We start from the raw sequence: 18,916 nt of genomic DNA on the forward strand, positions 1-18,916 counted from the left end.
GTCACTTGCCGGCCGGTTGCGCGATCCGCGCGGGCGCCGGTTCGCGGCGCCGCGCCTGCGCGATGCTTGCATAGACGACCATCGCGACCAGCACGCCGAGCAGTACGGCCGACGAGCCGACCGTGCCGAGCGCGAGACCGCCCTTCGCGACCGGCTTCGTCAGCAGGTCGCCGACCGTCGCGCCGAACGGACGCGTGAGCACGAACGCGGCCCAGAACAGCAGCACGCCGGAGATTCGCGTGAAGTAGTGCGCGAGCACGATCGCCGCCAGCAGGCCGCCGATCAGCAGTGCGCCGCCGCCGAAGCCGAGCCCCGAGCTGTCCGCGAGGAAGTCGCCGAGCGCGGTGCCGAGCGTGTTCGAGAACAGGATCGCGATCCAGTACAGCAGTTCGACCTTGCGCGTACGGATCAGGTCGACCGACAGCGATTCGCCGCTGAAGCGCCAGACCGCGAAGATCGCCAGCAGGATCGCGACGAGGATCGACGCGCCGGCCGCATAGCCGAGGCCGAGCGTGCGATCCATGAAGTCGGACATCGTCGTGCCGGCCGTGCTCGTCGCGACGATCACGGCCCAGTAGATCGCCGGGCGATAGCGCGTCGTCCTGAGCTGTGCGCCCAGCGTCACGAGAAAGAAACCGAACAGCAGGATCGAGCTCACCGCGTAGCCGACGTTCAGCGTCATCGACAGCAGATCGCCGCCGGTTTCGCCGAGCGTCGTCGCGCAGATCTTCATGATCCAGAACGCGAGCGTGATTTCGGGCAGTGTGTTCATTCGAACCCCTTTTTGCAGGAAGCGGCGCGCCGGTGCGGATCGGCACGCCATGCAGACAGGATCGAATGTAGGCGCCGCTCGCTTAACGGAACCTTAGCGAGTGTGACGAACGGCGCGAGTGCTCGCGCCGGCGCGGTCAGCGCGCGTGCTGGTGCCGGTAATGCAGCGCGTAGGCGAGCGTCAGCAGCACGACGAATACGACGCCGACCACCATCGTCATCCGGAATTCGCGCGTGAAAGCGGTCGTCAGCAGGATCGCGGCGACGAGCCCCGCGCCGAGCAGGCTGCCGAACGGGTGCCCCCACATCCGGAACGCGAGCGCGGGGCCGCGATACCGCGCACGGAACCGCAGGTGCGTGACGAAGATCATCAGCCACGTGAACAGCGCGCCGAACATGGCGATCGCCATCATCACCGTGAACGCGGTGTCGGGCGCGAGCGCGACCAGCACGGCCGCCACCGCGACGCCGCTCGTCGAGATCCACAGCGCCGCCCGCGGCACGCCGTTCGCACCGAGCCGGCCGAACACCGCGGGCGCGAGGCGCGCGCGCGACAGGCTGAACATCATGCGTGTCGTCACGTAGAGCTGGCTGTTCATCGCCGACAGCGCCGCGATCAACAGCACGAAGTTGATCACGCCGGCCGCATACGGCACGTGCGTCGCGGCCATCACCTTCACGAACGGGCTTTCGTCGGTGCCGGCCTGCGTCCATGGCACGATCGCGAGCATCAGCGCGAGCGTCAGCAGGTAGAACAGCACGAGCCGGAACACGGTCGAGCGGAATGCGCGCGTGACCGCGTGCTGCGGATCGCGCGCCTCGCCGGCCGCGATCGCGACCGCTTCGATGCTCATGTAGCTGAAGATCGCGACGATCACCGCGACCCACGTACCCCACGGCCCCTTCGGCATGAAGCCGCCGTGCGCGGTGTAGTTCGCGAAACCGATGCCTGACGCGACCGGCGCCGCCCACACGAGATACGCACCGAGCACGATGAACACGACGATCGCCGCGATCTTCAGCAGTGAGAACGCGTATTCGACCGTCCCGTACAGCGTGACGCTCGCGAGGTTCACCGCGATCAGCAGCGCCGAGAAGCCGATCACCCAGTACCAGCCGGGCACGGCCGGGAACCAGTACTTCATGAACACCGCGATCGCGCTGATCTCGGTGCCGATCGCGAACACGACCGCGAACCAGTACGCGTAGCGCACCAGGAAGCCCGCGAGCGGGCCGACGTAATGCTCGGCATAGGCGCCGAACGAGCCGGCCGTCGGATGCGCGACGGTCATTTCCGCGAGCGCGCCCATCAGCAGCAGCGCGATCAGCGCGCCGATCGCATAGGACACCAGCACGCTCGGGCCGGCGAGCCCGATCGCGAACCCGCTGCCGAGGAACAGCCCCGTGCCGATCGCGCCGCCGATCGCGATCATCGCCATCTGCCCCGACGTCAGCGCGTGGCGCAACCCTTGTTCTCGCGCGACGATAGCGTCGAACGACCGTTGTTGTTGTGTCACTGCGTTACCACTCCCCTGCACCACCATCGCGCCGCCGGCGCCGGATAAAACGAAACGGCGCGGAGAACTTCCCGCGCCGTTCGCATGAACAACGAATTATCGCTTACTCGACTTCGACCGTCTCTTCGTTCGGCTTGTGCGGCGGATTCGCCAGCTTGTCGAACGACAACTGCACCTTGTCGCTTTCGTCGACGTCGACCGTCACGTGGCCGCCGTTGAGCAGCTTGCCGAACAGCAGTTCGTCGGCCAGCGCGCGCCGGATCGTGTCCTGGATCAGCCGCTGCATCGGCCGCGCGCCCATCAGCGGGTCGAAGCCATGCTTCGCGAGATGCTTGCGCAACGCGTCGGTGAAGAGCGCGTCGACCTTCTTCTCGTGCAGCTGTTCCTCGAGCTGGATCAGGAACTTGTCGACCACGCGCATGATGATTTCCTCATCGAGCGAGCGGAAGCTGATGATCGAATCCAGACGGTTGCGGAACTCCGGCGTGAACAGGCGCTTGATGTCGGTCATCTCGTCGCCGGTTTCGCGGCGCGTCGTGAAGCCGATCGTCGCCTTCTGCATCGACTCGGCGCCCGCGTTCGTCGTCATGATGATGATGACGTTGCGGAAATCCGCCTTGCGGCCGTTGTTGTCCGTCAGCGTGCCGTGGTCCATCACCTGCAGCAGCACGTTGAAGATGTCCGGATGCGCCTTCTCGATTTCGTCGAGCAGCAGCACGCAATGCGGCTTCTTCGTGACGGCTTCGGTCAGGAGGCCGCCCTGGTCGAACCCGACGTAGCCCGGCGGCGCGCCGATCAGCCGGCTCACCGCGTGACGCTCCATGTATTCAGACATGTCGAAGCGGATCAGCTCGATGCCGAGCGTGAACGCGAGCTGGCGCGCCACTTCGGTCTTGCCGACACCCGTCGGGCCGGAGAACAGGAACGCGCCGATCGGCTTGTCCATCTTGCCGAGGCCCGCGCGCGCCATCTTGATCGACGCCGCGAGCGCATCGATCGCCGGGTCCTGGCCGAACACGACGCTCTTCAGGTCGCGGTCGAGCGTCTGCAGCTTGCTGCGATCGTCCTGCGACACGCTTTGCGCCGGCACGCGCGCGATCTTCGAGATGATTTCCTCGATCTCGCTCTTGCCGATCGTCTTCTTCTGCTTCGACTTCGGCAGGATGCGCTGCGCGGCGCCCGCCTCGTCGATCACGTCGATCGCCTTGTCCGGCAGGTGACGGTCGGTGATGAAGCGCGCCGACAGCTCGGCCGCGGCCGACAGGGCGCCCGACGAATACTTGACGCCGTGATGCTCCTCGAAGCGCGATTTCAGCCCGCGCAGGATCGCGACCGTCTGCTCGACGCTCGGCTCCGTCACGTCCACCTTCTGGAAGCGCCGCGACAGCGCCGCATCCTTCTCGAAGATGCCGCGATACTCGGTGAACGTGGTCGCGCCGATGCACTTGAGCGTGCCCGACGACAACGCCGGCTTCAGCAGGTTCGACGCATCGAGCGTGCCGCCCGACGCGGCGCCCGCGCCGATCAGCGTATGGATTTCGTCGATGAACAGGATCGCGTGCGGGCGCTCCTTGAGCTCCTTCAGCACCGTCTTCAGCCGCTGCTCGAAATCGCCGCGATACTTGGTGCCCGCGAGCAGCGCGCCCATGTCGAGCGAGTACACCTGCGCGTTCGCGAGGATGTCCGGCACTTCGCCGCGCGTGATGCGATACGCGAGCCCTTCCGCGATCGCGGTCTTGCCGACGCCGGCTTCGCCGACGAGCAGCGGGTTGTTCTTGCGGCGACGGCACAGCACCTGCACGACGCGCTCGACCTCGGGCTCGCGACCGATCAGCGGATCGATGCGGCCGTCCTTCGCCATCTGGTTGAGGTTCTGCGTGAACTGCGCGAGCGGGGTTTCCTTCTGCGCGTTCGCGTCTTCGCTTTCCGCGTTCGCATCGGTCGACTTCGCGGCTTCGCCGTTGTTCGTCTTCGCGATGCCGTGCGAAATGAAGTTCACCACGTCGAGACGCGTGACGCCCTGCTGCTGCAGGTAGTACACGGCATGCGAATCCTTCTCGCCGAAGATCGCGACCAGCACGTTCGCGCCGGTGACTTCCTTCTTGCCGTTCGACGTCGACTGGACGTGCATGATCGCGCGCTGGATCACACGCTGGAAACCGAGCGTCGGCTGGGTATCGACGTCGTCGGTACCCGGGACGGTAGGTGTGTTGTCGTGGATGAAATTGCGCAGGTTCTGACGCAAGTCCTCAATGTTGGCCGCACACGCGCGCAACACCTCGGCTGCCGTCGGATTATCCAGCAGGGCCAGCAGCAGGTGCTCGACCGTAATGAACTCATGGCGCGCCTGGCGTGCTTCCATGAACGCCATGTGCAGGCTGACTTCCAATTCCTGGGCAATCATGCTTCCTCCATCACGCACTGCAGCGGATGCCCTGCCTGCCGCGCATGGGTAACGACTTGCTCAACCTTGGTCGACGCGATGTCCCGCGTATAGACCCCACAAACCCCTCGCCCTTCGCGATGGACCTTCAGCATGATCTGCGTGGCCGTCTCGCGATCCTTCTTGAAATACTCCTGGACCACCATCACGACGAACTCCATCGGCGTGAAGTCGTCGTTGAGCAGCACCACCTTGTACATCGAAGGCGGCTTGAGCTTCTGCTGCTTGCGTTCCAGGACGGTACTGTCCTGCTTGTCCGGGATAATCGCCATACACCCATTCTAAACAACTCGGACAGGCCCGCAATCCTGCCATTACCCGACCGACCGGCCGGCGCCCTCCCCGGTGTCCCGGAACACGCGATCGTCTTCGCGCCATACGAAAGCCGGCTGCGGTGCCGGCTTTCACGCATGGCGCGGAACACGAACCGTCAGGGGGAAGCTCACCGGAACGTCGTGTCCGCATCCAGTATCCCACAAGCCGGGACGACTCGAACGCGTGTCACTCGAGCCTGGTATATGAGCCGATTATGCGGCTTTTCAAGCCCCCGCGCTTGGCCACATGCTGCAAAGCAAAGCCGGAAAAACCCTGAAAATGGGTTCTTTACAACGACCCTCTAAACGTCTAAAAATTCCACTTGACACTCCAATAAAGAGCGCCAACAATCAAGCTGGCACTTTTTTCAATTCGCCGATTGGCGAAACGAAAGAGGCCGAGGTGAGCTTGTGAGGGGGGAACGGCCGTATTTTGGTCGTTTAGCTTTTCGAGCGTGCTCGTGGTAAGTAGCAGCGACTGTGTGACAGGGGAAGTAGGAAAATGGCAACTGGTATCGTTAAGTGGTTCAACGACGCGAAGGGCTTCGGTTTCATCACTCCCGACGAGGGCGGTGAGGATCTGTTTGCGCACTTCTCGGCTATCACCATGAATGGCTTCAAAACGCTGAAGGAAGGCCAGAAGGTGAGCTTTGACGTCGTTCAAGGACCGAAGGGCAAGCAAGCGTCGAACATCCAAGCCGCATAAGGCATCGGATATCGGACGAAGAAACCCGGCGCACAGCGCCGGGTTTCTTTTTTTTGTGGCCGGCCAATCGATAATCGATTGGCCGGCCTTTTCGTTCAATCCCGATAATTGAACACACATTGTCTTGTCACGCATGCAGATCGGATATCGAATCCGCATGTGAAACATATCCGCGGCTTCGTTACACGACCTTCAGCGTACCCATCATGCCGAGATCCTCGTGTTCGAGAATGTGGCAATGAAACATGCGCTCGCCGGGCATGTCTTGCGTGACGAGCAGCGACACGGTTTCACCGCTGCGCACGTTCACGGTATCGCGCCACGCGCGGAACGGCTCGCTCGTGCGCGAACCGGCCGATGCCCGCTCGATCACCTGGAACTGCGTGCCGTGCAGGTGGAATGGGTGGTCCATGTCCGTCGTATTGCGGATCTCCCAGCGCTCGACGTCGCCGCGGCGGCTCGTCAGCGTCGCGCGGTGCGGCGCGTAGGTGTCGCCGTTGATCGTGAAGCGCATGCCTGCCGGGCGGCCGTGCGCCGCGCCCTTCATCATCGCGTCCATGTCCATTTCCTCGCCGAACGCGACCGTCTTGTGCGCGACCGGTTCGCCGAGCGGCGGCACCGCGCGCAGCGTGGCAGGCAGCACACGGGCCTCGGCGGGCGCAAACGCGACATCGGCCAGCGCCAGCGCCGGATCGGGCGGCAGGCTGCCGTGGCCGTCGTCGTGCGACATCGCCATCTTGCGGCGGTCGTACTCGGCCGCCTGCAGCACCGCGCGCGACGCGCGGTCGCCGGCGCGCACCAGCAACTCCGCGCGCTCGCCCGGCGCGATCAGCAGCGACGTCACGCGCCGCGCCGTGCCGAACAATCCGCCGTCGGTGCCTGCGTGCTCGAACACGCGGCCGTCGTCGAACGCGATGCGCAGGTAGCGCGCGCTGCATGCATTCCAGACACGCCAGCGCTCGTCGCTCGCGACGTCGATGCGCGGCCGGCGCGCGCCGTTGACCAGGACGAATTGACCTTCCCGGCCGTTCATCCAGTCCATCATGTCGTTCGGCGCAATCGTGCCGTCGCGTGCAAGCTTCAGGTCCGACACGAACAGGTGACGCTCGGGCCAGCCGGCTAGCGGATCGTCCGCGGCGCGCACGACGAACGGGCCGGCCAGCCCGCGGAACACCTGCTCGGCGGTCATCATGTGCGGATGCGGGTGGTACCAGTAAGTCCCGGCGCTGCCCTTCGGCAGCGTGAAGCGATACACGCGCGACGCGCCGGGCGCGACGGGATCGGACGGATTGCCGTCCTGGTCCGGCGGCACGGGCAGGCCGTGCCAGTGGATCGTCGACGGCTGCGGCAGCTTGTTCACGAACCGGATCTCGACCGTATCGCCCTCGCGCACGTCGATCAGTGGGCCGACCACGGGGCCTTGCGTACCGGTACCGAACTGCCAGAACGTCGTCGGCCGCGCGCCGCGCAGCAGCGGTCGCGCCACCGGTTGAGCGACCAGCGTGGCCCGGAACGTGCCGGGCTCACGGCTTTCGTTGGCGAGCGTGCGCAACGTCGCGAGCGGCGCGCCGGCCGGCAGCGCGTCGGCGGCCGCGAGCGCGGCCGGCGCGGGCTGGCCGTGCTGCGCGTGCGCCGACATCCCTGACATACCCGACATGCCCGGCATGTCGTCCATCGAATCCATGCCGGCCATGCCCGCGTGACCGGCATGCTGCGCCGACGCGGTGCGCGCGAACAGCGACGCGGCCGCGACGCCGATGGCGCGCGACAGGAAGGTTCTCCGTCTCATCAATCGATCCTCGTTGTTCATGCAGCGCCGCGCGACAGCCGCGACGGTCGCGTCATCATAACCGCAGGGCCGGATCGAAAAACGCCGCCGCCCCCGCGGGCGGCGATACGCCGCGGCAAGCGTCGCCGGGCGGCGTCTCGGCAACCATCGTTACTCACCTGCCGGCCCTTTGCGCCGGCCAGCAAACGAGATTTCCACCTTCCGCCCCGCCCTGGCATACGCGCTCGCGGCCCCGATGGTCCGCAAACCCGCCAATTTTTCACGATGCGGAACAAGTCACTGCGTTATAAAAATTCGTGGTGCACGGCACAAATTCGCCGTTTCGCGATGCCGAAAAACTTTCCGCAATACAAAACGACGCAAATAAATTATTGTTTTTAAAAAAGAATTTTTGTTTCGAGAAGACGTTCTACCTGCACCATCCGAGCGGGGCGCGGACGTAGACTTTGTTCCATGCACTGACGCTTCGCCACGACGTTCGACACGGAACCCGGCGCAAGCAGCCAGTCGGGCCACAGCCGGCCGAGCCGGCAGGCGGCACAACAGAATCGCTCGTGATCAGAAAGGGAGAACGGAAATGAAGGGATTTCGCTTTGGTTCAGCGCTCGGGTCGTTCTACATCCTGCCGGCAAACGGCGGCTGGGAAGCGACGTTCGGCAACGCCTCGCTCGGCGCGTTCTCGTGCCCGGAAGTCGCGGCCGACCGCATCTCCCGCGGCGACTGCGCGCAACCGTCCGAACTGGACACGGCCACGCTCGAAGTGCCGGACGAAATCGCCGAATGGGAAATCGTTCACGTCTGAATGGCAAGCCTGCAACGACAAACGCCCCGGGCGACCGGGGCGTTTTTCTTGTGTGCCGGGCGGCGAACGGTTCAACCCGCCGCGCCGGCACATGCACGGGCTCGCGCGCTGGCGCGGCCGGCGTCAGGCGAGCGCGTCGACGATGCCGTTCAGCGTCGCGCTCGGGCGCATGGCCTGGCTCGTCAGCTCGACGTTCGGACGGTAGTAGCCGCCGATCGCCTGCGGCTTGCCTTGCGCGGCCGCCAGTTCTTCCAGGATGCGCGCTTCGTTGTCGGACAGCGTCTTCGCCACGCCTTCGAACTGCGCCTTCAGCGCGGCGTCCTCGGTCTGCTCGGCCAGCGCCTGCGCCCAGTACAGGCACAGGTAGAAGTGGCTGCCGCGGTTGTCGAGACCACCCACCTTGCGCGCCGGCGACTTGTTCTCGTCCAGGAACTTGCCGGTCGCCTGGTCGAGCGTCTTCGCGAGCACGAGCGCCTTCGGGTTTTGATAAGCGTTGCCGAGGTGTTCGAGCGACGCGGCCAGCGCGAGGAATTCGCCGAGCGAATCCCAGCGCAGGAAGCCTTCCTCGACGAACTGCTGCACGTGCTTCGGCGCGGAACCGCCCGCACCCGTTTCGAACATCCCGCCGCCGGCCATCAGCGGCACGATCGACAGCATCTTCGCGCTGGTGCCGAGTTCCATGATCGGGAACAGGTCGGTCAGGTAGTCGCGCAGCACGTTGCCGGTGACCGAAATCGTGTCCTTGCCCGCGCGGATGCGCTCGAGCGAGAAACGCGTGGCGTCGACCGGCGTCATGATCCGGATGTCGAGGCCGTTCGTGTCGTGATCCTTCAGGTAGCGTTCGACCTTCGCGATGATCTGCGCATCGTGCGCGCGCGCCGGATCGAGCCAGAACACGGCCGGAGCGCCGGTCGCGCGGGCACGGTTGACCGCGAGCTTGACCCAGTCCTGCACCGGTGCGTCCTTCGTCTGGCACATGCGCCAGATGTCGCCCGACTCGACCGCGTGCTCGAGCAGCACGTTGCCGGCTTCGTCGATGACGCGCACGACGCCGTCCGCCGGGATCTGGAACGTCTTGTCGTGCGAACCGTATTCCTCGGCCGCCTGCGCCATCAGGCCGACGTTCGGCACGCTGCCCATCGTGACCGGATCGAACGCGCCGTGCTGCTTGCAGTCCTCGATCACGGCCTGGTAGACGCCCGCGTAGCAGCGGTCCGGAATCACGGCCTTCGCGTCGTACAGCTGACCGTCCGGGCCCCACATGCCGCCCGAATCGCGGATCATCGCCGGCATCGATGCGTCGACGATCACGTCGCTCGGCACGTGCAGGTTCGTGATGCCCTTGTCCGAGTTGACCATCGCGAGGCGCGGACGCACCGCGTACTCGGCCTTGACGTCGGCTTCGATCGCTTCGCGCGTGTCGGCCGGCAGGTCCTTCAGGCGCGCGTACAGGTCGCCGATCCCGTTGTTCGGGTTGAAGCCGGCCTTCGCCAGCACGTCCGCGTGCTTCGCGAGCGCGTCGCGGTAGAACACCGACACGAAGTGACCGAACAGGATCGGGTCCGAGACCTTCATCATGGTCGCCTTCAGGTGCACCGAGAACAGCACGTCCTGCGCCTTCGCGTCGGCGATCTGCGCTTCGATGAAGCTGCGCAGCGCATTGCGGCTCATCACCGATGCGTCGATCACTTCACCGGCCTTCACGGCCGTCTTTTCCTTCAGCACCTTCTTCGCGCCGTCGGTCGTCGTGAGTTCGATCTTCACGCTGCCGGCATCGGCGATCAGCGCCGACTTCTCGCTGCCGTAGAAGTCACCTTCGGTCATGTGCGCGACGTGCGCCTTCGACGTGGCCTTCCACGCGCCCATCTTGTGCGGATGCTTGCGTGCGTAGTTCTTGACCGACAGCGGCGCGCGGCGGTCGGAGTTGCCTTCGCGCAGCACCGGGTTCACCGCGCTGCCCTTGATCTTGTCGTAACGCGCCTTGACGGCCTTTTCTTCGTCCGTCGACGGATCTTCCGGATAGGCCGGCAGCGCGTAGCCCTGCGCCTGCAGTTCGGCGATCGCGGCCTTCAGCTGCGGCACCGATGCGCTGATGTTCGGCAGCTTGATGATGTTCGCTTCCGGCTTCAGCGTGAGCTGGCCCAGCTCGGCCAGATCGTCGGAACCCTTCTGCTCCGACGGCAGGACGTCTGCGAATGCCGCGATGATGCGGCCGGCGAGCGAGATGTCGCGCGTTTCGACGGCGACGCCGGACGAACGCGTGAAGGCCTTGACGATCGGCAGCAGCGAGTAGGTCGCGAGCGCCGGCGCTTCGTCGGTGAGGGTGTAGATGATCTTGGGCGAAGTGGACATGGTGGTCAAAGCATTGCTACGTGATTGAGGGACTGAGGAGCGCCGGCGGTAACCGGCGGGGAGCGACCGGGTCGATCGCGAAAGGGGCGCCGGCTCAGCCGGGCGGTGGTGTTGCGAGGGCCGTCATGGTCTACCTTGCAGGGCATGCGGGCCGCTTCGCGGCGCCGCGGCCCGCAAGCCGGGCCACCCTGCCAACAAACCTGCCATCCACGAAACGCTCCGGCGCCGGCAGTCAGCGCCGGGGCGGCCGGCACCGTGCCGGCCCACCCCGGAAGGGGTCTTACATGTTCTCGATCAGCACTTCGCCGAAGCCGGAGCACGACACCTGCGTCGCGCCTTCCATCAGGCGCGCGAAGTCGTACGTGACGCGCTTCTGCAGAATCGACTTCTCCATCGCGGCGATGATCGTGTCGGCTGCTTCCGTCCAGCCGAGGTGGCGCAGCATCATTTCCGCCGACAGGATCTCGGAACCGGGGTTCACGTAATCCTTGCCCGCGTACTTCGGCGCCGTGCCGTGCGTCGCCTCGAACATCGCGACCGAATCCGACAGGTTCGCGCCAGGCGCGATCCCGATGCCGCCGACCTGCGCGGCCAGCGCGTCGGAGATGTAGTCGCCGTTCAGGTTCAGCGTCGCGATCACGTCGTATTCGGCCGGGCGCAGCAGGATCTGCTGCAGGAAGGCATCGGCGATCGAATCCTTGATCACGATCTCGTTGCCCGTCTTCGGGTTCTTCACGCGCATCCACGGGCCGCCGTCGATCAACTCGCCGCCGAATTCCTTCTGCGCGAGCGCGTAGCCGGCGTCACGGAACAGGCCTTCCGTGAACTTCATGATGTTGCCCTTGTGCACCAGCGTGACCGACTTGCGATCGTTGTCGATCGCGTACTGGATCGCCTTGCGCACGAGACGCTCGGTGCCTTCGGTCGACACGGGCTTGACGCCGATCCCGGAAGTTTCCGGGAAGCGGATTTTCTTCACGCCCATCTCGTCCTGCAGGAACTTGATCACCTTCTTCGCCTGCTCGGAGCCCGCGGCCCATTCGATGCCCGCGTAGATGTCTTCCGAGTTCTCGCGGAAGATCACCATGTCGATCTTCTGCGGCTCACGCACCGGCGACGGCACGCCCTTGAAGTACTGGACCGGGCGCAGGCACACGTACAGATCGAGCTCCTGGCGCAGCGCGACGTTCAGCGAACGGATGCCGCCGCCGACCGGGGTCGTGAGCGGCCCCTTGATCGACACCACGTATTCCTTCAGGACCTGCAGCGTTTCGTCCGGCAGCCACACGTCCGGACCGTACACCTTGGTCGCCTTCTCGCCCGCGAAGATCTCCATCCAGTGGATCTTGCGCTTGCCCTTGTACGCATGCGCGACCGCCGCATCGACGACCTTGATCATGACCGGCGTGATATCGAAGCCCGTACCGTCGCCTTCGATATAGGGAATGATCGGCTGATCGGAAACGTTGAGCGAGAAGTCCTTGTTGACGGTGATCTTGTCACCGCCCTCCGGAACCTTGATGTGCTGATACGGCATGATCGACTCCAGTGACGTGGCTGAGCAGGTGATGCTGGTCGAAGCTGCGCGCGCGGCGGGGGCGCGGCATGGCCACCCCGTGACGACAACAGCGAGCCGCTATTCTAGCGCCCCAACCGGGCACTTCGGCGTGAACCGCGGCACTGCGTATCAAGACCTCACTTATGTCTTATATAAGACAGAGGACTTGCCGTTCCGTATTATGCATTAAGATTCCGCCATTTGCCATAGACCGCCCGCCCCCCGCTCCGCGCGGGGCGCCGGGCAGACGCCCCGCCATGAACCTGATCGCCCTCAACAAGCCGTTCGGCACGATTTGCCAGTTTTCCGCGCACGAGACGCGGCCGTCGCTCGGCGACTGGGTCAAAACGCCCGGTGTCTATGCGGCCGGCCGGCTCGACGCGGACAGCGAGGGGCTGCTGCTGCTCACCGACGACGGCGGGCTGCAGGCCCGCATCGCGGAGCCGCGCCACAAGCTGGTGAAGCGCTACTGGGCGCAGGTCGACGGCGCGCCGGGGCCGGCCGACCTGAAGGCGCTCGCCCGCGGCGTCGACCTCGGCGACTACGTGACGCGCCCGTGCCGCGCCGAATTCATCGAGCCGCCCGACACGCTGTGGCCGCGCAATCCGCCGATCCGCTACCGCGCCGCGATCCCGACCACGTGGATCGAGCTCGCGATCACCGAGGGCAAGAACCGGCAGGTGCGCCGGATGACGGCGGCCGTCGGCTTCCCCACGTTGCGCCTGGTGCGCGTCGGCATCGGCGCGCTGGACATATTCGCGCTCGGCATTGCACCGGGCGAAACGATCGCGCTGCCGCCGCGCGCGCCGTGGGACGGTTTCGCGCCCGTCGGATGACGAAGCCGGGACGCGCGCATTTTTCGTCATCTTTTTCGTCAACCGCCTGCGGAGATCGTGCGTTAAACCACGCAGATGCCAACCTTAGCTATCCGGCATTGGCAGCCGAACCCGTGTTTGCGTCACGAAAGCGACGTTTTATTCGAATACGATTCGGCGCCCGCAGCGCAAAGAGAAATTTCTCGAAGCGTCTGTCAACCGAAAGGTGGATGGCACCGTTAGACGACATGACTCCTATTGCCGGGTCATTTGGTTAATTAACTAAAGCTGAGGAACACAACATGAACAAACTGATCGCCGCTCTGGTCGCTGGCCTCTTCGCAACGGCTGCTTTCGCACAAGCTTCGGCTCCGGAAGCTGCTCCGGCAGCAGCAGAAGCTGCTTCGGCACCGGCTAAGCACGCTGCCAAGAAGCACCACGCTGCCAAGAAGCACCACAAGGCATCGAAGAAGGCTGCAGCAAGCGACGCAGCAGCACCGGCAGCTGCTTCGAACTAAGTAAGCTGGCTGTAATAACGCAGTCAAGAACACGCAGTCTTGCCGTTCTTACGGCGTTGAAAGGCAGATCACCGCAAGGCGATCTGCCTTTTTCTTTTTTGTGCCCGCCGGCGCGCATCGCGTACCATGCGGGTCTCGTTTTCCAGACAGGAGCCATGCTGTGTCATTCTCCCTGCGCCCGTCGCTCGGCCGCCTTGCGCGCGCCGCCGTGTTTCCCGCCGCGCTCGCCGTCTTCGCACTCGGCATGCAGGCCGCCAGCGCGCAAGTGCCGCCCGGCGCCAAGCAGCCGAGCGAGTTCCCGCGCGTGAAGCTGCGCGCCGGCATGTACGTGATCGACGCGGCCGTCGCCGCGAACGACGCCGACCGCGAACAGGGGCTGATGTACCGTTCGCAGCTCGCGCCGAACGAAGGCATGCTGTTCGTCTTCAACGAGAACGCCGTGCACTGCTTCTGGATGAAGAACACGCTGATTCCGCTGTCGATCGCGTTCATCCGCGCGGATGGCACGATCACCGACATCGACGAGATGAAGGCCGAGACGACCGACAACCACTGCCCGCGCAACAACGGCGTCTATGCGCTCGAAATGAGCAAGGGCTGGTTCGCCGCGAAGGGCATCAAGCCCGGCATGAAGCTCGACGGCCTGCCGCGGGCTCAGTAACCGCAACGGTCCGCGCGGCGGCATCGCGCCGCGCCCCGACCGAACAGCCGGCCGCCCGTCATTTCCTGTCGGGCGCCGGTTTTTTTTCGTCCGCCCGCGGCGCCCGCCTTGATTCGGCACCCGCTGCCCGCATCTGCAAAAGCCACGGACAAGCGCTATCCTTTAAATCTCGCTAGTTCCAGCCCGGGCCGGCATCCAATCAGCCGGCCCGCTTACGATCCGAACCACCAGGAGGTTCACGTGCCCCGCAAAACCCCCATCGAGCGCTATCGAAATATCGGGATCAGCGCTCACATCGATGCCGGCAAGACCACGACGACCGAGCGCATCCTGTTTTACACCGGTGTGAGCCACAAGATCGGTGAAGTGCACGACGGCGCGGCCACGATGGACTGGATGGAGCAGGAGCAGGAACGCGGCATCACGATCACGTCGGCGGCGACCACGGCCTTCTGGAAGGGCATGGCCGGCAACTATCCGGAGCACCGGATCAACATCATCGACACGCCCGGGCACGTCGACTTCACGATCGAAGTCGAGCGCTCGATGCGCGTGCTCGATGGCGCGTGCATGGTCTACGACTCGGTCGGCGGCGTGCAGCCGCAATCGGAAACCGTGTGGCGCCAGGCCAACAAGTACAAGGTGCCGCGCATCGCGTTCGTCAACAAGATGGACCGGATCGGCGCCGACTTCTTCCGCGTGCAGAAGCAGATCGGCGAGCGCCTGAAGGGCGTCGCCGTGCCGATCCAGATTCCGATTGGCGCCGAAGACCATTTCCAGGGCGTCGTCGATCTGGTGAAGATGAAGGCGATCGTGTGGGACGACGAAAGCCAGGGCGTGAAGTTCACGTACGAGGACATCCCCGCGAACCTCGTCGAGCTCGCGCACGAATGGCGCGAGAAGATGGTCGAGGCCGCCGCCGAAGCGAGCGAGGAACTGCTCGAGAAGTATCTGCACGACCATGAATCGCTGACCGAGGACGAGATCAAGGCCGCGCTGCGCCAGCGCACGATCGCGAACGAGATCGTGCCGATGCTGTGCGGCAGCGCGTTCAAGAACAAGGGCGTGCAGGCGATGCTCGACGCGGTGATCGACTACCTGCCGTCGCCGGTCGACGTGCCCGCGATCCTCGGCCACGACTTCGCCGATCCGGAAAAGCCGGCGGAACGTCATCCGAGCGATGACGAGCCGTTCTCGTCGCTCGCATTCAAGATCATGACCGACCCGTTCGTCGGCCAGCTGATCTTCTTCCGCGTGTATTCGGGCGTCGTCGAGTCGGGCGATACCGTGCTCAACGCGACGAAGGACAAGAAGGAGCGGCTCGGCCGGATCCTGCAGATGCACGCGAACGAGCGCAAGGAAATCAAGGAAGTGCGCGCGGGCGACATCGCGGCGGCCGTCGGCCTGAAGGAAGCGACGACGGGCGACACGCTGTGCGATCCGCAGAAGCCGATCATCCTCGAGAAGATGGAATTCCCGGAACCGGTGATCTCGCAGGCCGTCGAGCCGAAGACGAAGGCCGACCAGGAAAAGATGGGCCTCGCGCTGAACCGTCTCGCGCAGGAAGATCCGTCGTTCCGCGTGCAGACCGACGAAGAGTCCGGCCAGACCATCATTTCGGGGATGGGCGAGCTCCACCTCGAAATCCTGGTCGACCGGATGAAGCGCGAGTTCGGCGTCGAGGCGACGGTCGGCAAGCCGCAGGTCGCGTATCGCGAAACGGTGCGCACGACGGCGGCCGACGTCGAGGGCAAGTTCGTCAAGCAGTCGGGCGGGCGCGGCCAGTACGGTCATGCGGTGATCACGCTGGAGCCGAACCCCGGCAAGGGCTACGAGTTCCTCGACGAGATCAAGGGCGGCGTGATTCCGCGCGAGTTCATCCCGGCCGTCGACAAGGGCATCACCGAGACGCTGAAGAGCGGCGTGCTCGCGGGCTACCCGGTCGTCGACGTGAAGGTGCATCTGACGTTCGGTTCGTACCACGACGTCGACTCGAACGAAAACGCGTTCCGGATGGCCGGCTCGATGGCGTTCAAGGAAGCGATGCGAAAGGCGAAGCCGGTGCTGCTCGAGCCGATGATGGCCGTCGAGGTCGAGACGCCCGAGGACTTCATGGGCAACGTGATGGGCGACCTGTCGAGCCGGCGCGGCATCGTGCAGGGGATGGAGGACATCGCGGGCGGTGGCGGCAAGCTGGTACGTGCCGAGGTGCCGCTCGCGGAGATGTTCGGCTATTCGACGTCGCTGCGCTCGGCCACGCAAGGTCGTGCGACGTACACGATGGAGTTCAAGCATTACGCGGAAACGCCGGCGAACGTGTCGGAAGCCGTGATCAACGCGAAAGTGAAATAAGCACCGCTCGCTCGCGCGCTGGCGCATGCGCGCAAAGCCCGTCCGGTTCGTTCCGGACGGGCTTTTTTCTTTCGGCGCGCATCGCGTTCGTGGCTTTTTGATCGGCGCGCCGAGCTTTTTTTAGCGTGCCACAATGGATGGCGATTCGTCAGATGGAACCCGCCCGATGCCGCCCACCCCTGCCCTGCGCCGCCTGCTGACCCTCTATGCCGGCCTGATCGCCGCGAACGTCGCCGTCTGGCTGTGGGCGCTCGCCGTGCTGCACGATCATCCGCTGCTGTTCGGCACCGCGGCAATCGCGTACGGGCTCGGGCTGCGTCATGCGGTCGACGCGGATCACATCGCCGCGATCGACGTCGCGACGCGCAAGCTGATGCAAGACGGCCAGCGTCCGGTGAGCGTCGGCCTGTTTTTCTCGCTCGGCCATTCGACGATCGTGATCGCCGCGACGCTCGGCATCGCGCTGACCGCGTTCGCGTTGCGCGACCGGTTCGATGCGTTCCGCGACATCGGCGGCACGATCGGCACGGCGGTGTCGGCCACTTTCCTGCTGGTGCTCGCGTGCGTGAACCTGATGATCCTGCGCGACGTGTGGCGACGCTATCGCGGCGCGTCCGGGCACACGCACGACGGCGCGCACGATCATCGTCCCGCCGGCCTCGTCTCGCGGTTGCTACGGCCGTTGTTCCGGTTCGTGTCGAAGAGCTGGCACATGTATCCGGTCGGCGTGCTGTTCGGGCTCGGTTTCGATACTGCAACCGAAATCGGCCTGCTCGCGATTGCCGCCGCGCAGGCGAGCCAGGGGCTGCCGATCTATACGGTCATGCTGTTTCCCGCGCTTTTCACCGCCGGCATGACGCTGATCGACTCGACCGACAACGTGCTGATGATTCACGCGTACGGCTGGGCGATGGACGATCCGCAGCGCAAGCTGCTCTACAACGCGAGCATCACATTCGTGTCGGCGGCCGTCGCGCTGGCGATCGGCGGGATCGAAGCGGCCGGCCTGCTGGCCGACAAGCTGTCGCTGACGGGCCCCGTGCGCGACACGCTCGATGCGCTCGGCGACCGCTTCGGCTCGATCGGCTATGGCATCGTCGCGCTGTTCCTCGTCTGCTGGATCGCGTCGATCCTGTTCCACCGCTGGCAACGCGCGGCCGACGCGCCGGCGCGCTGAACGACGCCCCGACGTTTCATTCCGGAAACAAAACCCTTCCCGACGACGTTGCATGCGTGGTCACGCGACTGCGCCCGCCTTGCGCCACGGGCCCGCGCGGCCGATGGCACGAATCTCGCAGAGTGGGATGCGCACGGCGGGCCCGCGTGCCGATCCGCGTTCGCGGCCAGCGTCAAGCGCTGGCCCGGAGGCCATCGGCTGACGATAGGACAACGAATCTTTTAAGCCCCCCTGCACCACACGTGAATAGTCGCGCGGCAACGAGGCATCGCGCGCATGGGGAGGCCATGATGCATAAGACGAAACAACCGTTCCGCACGGCGGGACGGCGCCCTCGTGCAACCTTGCTGGCCGCGGCCGCTTTGGCGTGCTGCTGCTCGTATGCCGTCGCACAGAACACCACACCTGACTCCGCGTCCGACGCAAATGCCAGCGCGGACACCATCATGACGCTGGTCGAGAACGCATCGCCGTGCGCCGCCAATCCGGCTGCATGCGCGGTGCACGTTTATGCCGGCCGGGGCGTCGGTAATGGCGGTGCCGGTGCGGGTGGCAGTGGCAGCGGCAACGGCAACGGCAGTGGAAACGGTGGTGGGAACGGGAACGGTAGCGGCGGAAACAACGGGAACGGCGCCGTCGGACCTGCAGGCGTCGGCGGAACGACAGGCGGTACCTCAGGCAGTACGAGCGGCACGGGTCGGGGAGGCAATGCGTCCGGCAACGGTGGCTCAGGTGGCGGCACCTCGGGTAGCGGCACTTCGGGTGGTGGTACTTCAGGTGGTGGTACTTCAGGTGGAGGCACTTCGGGTGGAGGCACCTCGGGTGGCGGTACTTCGGGTGGCGGTACTTCGGGCGGCGGTACTTCCGGTGGCGGTACTTCCGGGGGCGGTACGTTCCGGTGGCGGTACTTCCGGTGGCGGTACTTCCGGGGGCGGTACTTCAGGTGGCGGCACTTCGGGTGGCGGTACTTCAGGTGGCGGCACTTCGGGTGGCGGTGGCCACGGTGGCGGTGGCGACGGTGACGGCGGTGGTCACGGCAATGGCGGCGGCCATGGTGACGGCGGTGGTGGTCACGGCAACGGCGGCGGCCATGGTGACGGCGGCGGTGGCCACGGCAATGGCGGCGGCCATGGCAACGGTG

The 18,916-nt window shown here is 65.3% G+C and carries 14 protein-coding genes and 1 pseudogene; 8 read left to right on the plus strand and 7 right to left on the minus strand.

The window, feature by feature from the left end:
- Position 1: 1 nt before the first annotated feature.
- The 4 genes from AP428_RS10170 to clpS form a co-directional block, all read right to left on the minus strand.
- On the minus strand, positions 2-772 hold the full coding sequence (locus AP428_RS10170; RefSeq protein WP_011546017.1) for a membrane protein: 771 nt from the start codon (positions 770-772) through the stop codon (positions 2-4).
- Positions 773-908: 136 nt separating this feature from the next.
- Positions 909-2,288: an amino acid permease gene (locus AP428_RS10175; RefSeq protein WP_041489239.1), complete on the minus strand. Its 1,380-nt coding sequence runs from the start codon at positions 2,286-2,288 to the stop codon at positions 909-911.
- A 103-nt stretch (positions 2,289-2,391) separates the two neighbouring features.
- Positions 2,392-4,692 (minus strand): ATP-dependent Clp protease ATP-binding subunit ClpA, encoded by a 2,301-nt coding sequence (clpA, locus tag AP428_RS10180; RefSeq protein WP_011694369.1) that lies wholly within the window; start codon positions 4,690-4,692, stop codon positions 2,392-2,394.
- Positions 4,689-5,003: an ATP-dependent Clp protease adapter ClpS gene (clpS, locus tag AP428_RS10185; protein ID WP_006398529.1), complete on the minus strand. Its 315-nt coding sequence runs from the start codon at positions 5,001-5,003 to the stop codon at positions 4,689-4,691. Before clpS ends, clpA begins: the two co-directional genes overlap by 4 nt.
- Before the next feature lie 544 nt (positions 5,004-5,547).
- On the opposite strand from clpS, the gene AP428_RS10190 reads away from it, so the two are divergent.
- Positions 5,548-5,751 (plus strand): cold-shock protein, encoded by a 204-nt coding sequence (locus AP428_RS10190; protein WP_006478030.1) that lies wholly within the window; start codon positions 5,548-5,550, stop codon positions 5,749-5,751.
- Between the two features lie 181 nt (positions 5,752-5,932).
- On the opposite strand, the gene AP428_RS10195 is transcribed toward AP428_RS10190, so the two are convergent.
- Positions 5,933-7,540: a multicopper oxidase family protein gene (locus AP428_RS10195; protein WP_011546020.1), complete on the minus strand. Its 1,608-nt coding sequence runs from the start codon at positions 7,538-7,540 to the stop codon at positions 5,933-5,935.
- A gap of 577 nt (positions 7,541-8,117) precedes the next feature.
- On the opposite strand from AP428_RS10195, the gene AP428_RS10200 reads away from it, so the two are divergent.
- Positions 8,118-8,342: a hypothetical protein gene (locus tag AP428_RS10200; protein ID WP_006478028.1), complete on the plus strand. Its 225-nt coding sequence runs from the start codon at positions 8,118-8,120 to the stop codon at positions 8,340-8,342.
- 123 nt (positions 8,343-8,465) lie between these two features.
- Here AP428_RS10200 and AP428_RS10205 read toward each other — a convergent pair whose 3' ends face one another.
- Both AP428_RS10205 and icd read right to left on the minus strand, forming a co-directional pair.
- Positions 8,466-10,694: an NADP-dependent isocitrate dehydrogenase gene (locus tag AP428_RS10205; protein ID WP_011546022.1), complete on the minus strand. Its 2,229-nt coding sequence runs from the start codon at positions 10,692-10,694 to the stop codon at positions 8,466-8,468.
- Positions 10,695-10,974: 280 nt separating this feature from the next.
- Entirely contained in the window at positions 10,975-12,231 is a 1,257-nt protein-coding gene (icd, locus tag AP428_RS10210) for an NADP-dependent isocitrate dehydrogenase (RefSeq protein WP_006478026.1), read from the minus strand.
- A 278-nt stretch (positions 12,232-12,509) separates the two neighbouring features.
- On the opposite strand from icd, the gene AP428_RS10220 reads away from it, so the two are divergent.
- The 6 genes and pseudogenes from AP428_RS10220 to AP428_RS37660 form a co-directional block, all read left to right on the plus strand.
- Positions 12,510-13,088, plus strand: coding sequence for a pseudouridine synthase (locus AP428_RS10220; protein ID WP_011546023.1), 579 nt, complete (start codon positions 12,510-12,512; stop codon positions 13,086-13,088).
- Positions 13,089-13,369: 281 nt separating this feature from the next.
- Positions 13,370-13,585, plus strand: a complete 216-nt coding sequence (locus AP428_RS34940) for a hypothetical protein (protein WP_011352970.1) — start codon at positions 13,370-13,372, stop codon at positions 13,583-13,585.
- Between the two features lie 160 nt (positions 13,586-13,745).
- A complete protein-coding gene (locus tag AP428_RS10225) occupies positions 13,746-14,246 on the plus strand; it encodes a DUF192 domain-containing protein (protein WP_011546024.1) in 501 nt (166 codons plus the stop codon).
- A 240-nt stretch (positions 14,247-14,486) separates the two neighbouring features.
- Positions 14,487-16,598 carry an elongation factor G gene (gene fusA / locus AP428_RS10230; protein WP_011694370.1) on the plus strand — a complete coding sequence of 704 codons (2,112 nt, stop codon included), beginning with the start codon at positions 14,487-14,489 and terminating at the stop codon, positions 16,596-16,598.
- Positions 16,599-16,764: 166 nt separating this feature from the next.
- Complete coding sequence (locus AP428_RS10235) at positions 16,765-17,775, plus strand: HoxN/HupN/NixA family nickel/cobalt transporter (protein ID WP_041489241.1); 1,011 nt, start codon at positions 16,765-16,767, stop codon at positions 17,773-17,775.
- Between the two features lie 290 nt (positions 17,776-18,065).
- A pseudogene (locus AP428_RS37660) lies at positions 18,066-18,916 on the plus strand (hypothetical protein); the annotation flags it as partial.

Origin of the sequence: Burkholderia sp. E168m22 (genome assembly GCF_001319805.1) — a bacterium.
Classification (GTDB): Bacteria; Pseudomonadota; Gammaproteobacteria; order Burkholderiales; family Burkholderiaceae; genus Burkholderia; species Burkholderia orbicola.

What these genes read in the sequence shown, in the direction of transcription:
- clpS (WP_006398529.1), bottom strand. Translation starts at nt 5,003, where the DNA reads ATGGCGATTATCCCGGACAAGCAGGACAGTACCGTCCTGGAACGCAAG.
- AP428_RS34940 (WP_011352970.1), top strand. Translation starts at nt 13,370, where the DNA reads ATGAACAAACTGATCGCCGCTCTGGTCGCTGGCCTCTTCGCAACGGCT.
- clpA (WP_011694369.1), bottom strand. Translation starts at nt 4,692, where the DNA reads ATGATTGCCCAGGAATTGGAAGTCAGCCTGCACATGGCGTTCATGGAA.
- AP428_RS10205 (WP_011546022.1), bottom strand. Translation starts at nt 10,694, where the DNA reads ATGTCCACTTCGCCCAAGATCATCTACACCCTCACCGACGAAGCGCCG.
- AP428_RS10170 (WP_011546017.1), bottom strand. Translation starts at nt 772, where the DNA reads ATGAACACACTGCCCGAAATCACGCTCGCGTTCTGGATCATGAAGATC.
- AP428_RS10220 (WP_011546023.1), top strand. Translation starts at nt 12,510, where the DNA reads ATGAACCTGATCGCCCTCAACAAGCCGTTCGGCACGATTTGCCAGTTT.
- AP428_RS10195 (WP_011546020.1), bottom strand. Translation starts at nt 7,540, where the DNA reads ATGAGACGGAGAACCTTCCTGTCGCGCGCCATCGGCGTCGCGGCCGCG.
- AP428_RS10200 (WP_006478028.1), top strand. Translation starts at nt 8,118, where the DNA reads ATGAAGGGATTTCGCTTTGGTTCAGCGCTCGGGTCGTTCTACATCCTG.
- AP428_RS10235 (WP_041489241.1), top strand. Translation starts at nt 16,765, where the DNA reads ATGCCGCCCACCCCTGCCCTGCGCCGCCTGCTGACCCTCTATGCCGGC.
- icd (WP_006478026.1), bottom strand. Translation starts at nt 12,231, where the DNA reads ATGCCGTATCAGCACATCAAGGTTCCGGAGGGCGGTGACAAGATCACC.
- AP428_RS10190 (WP_006478030.1), top strand. Translation starts at nt 5,548, where the DNA reads ATGGCAACTGGTATCGTTAAGTGGTTCAACGACGCGAAGGGCTTCGGT.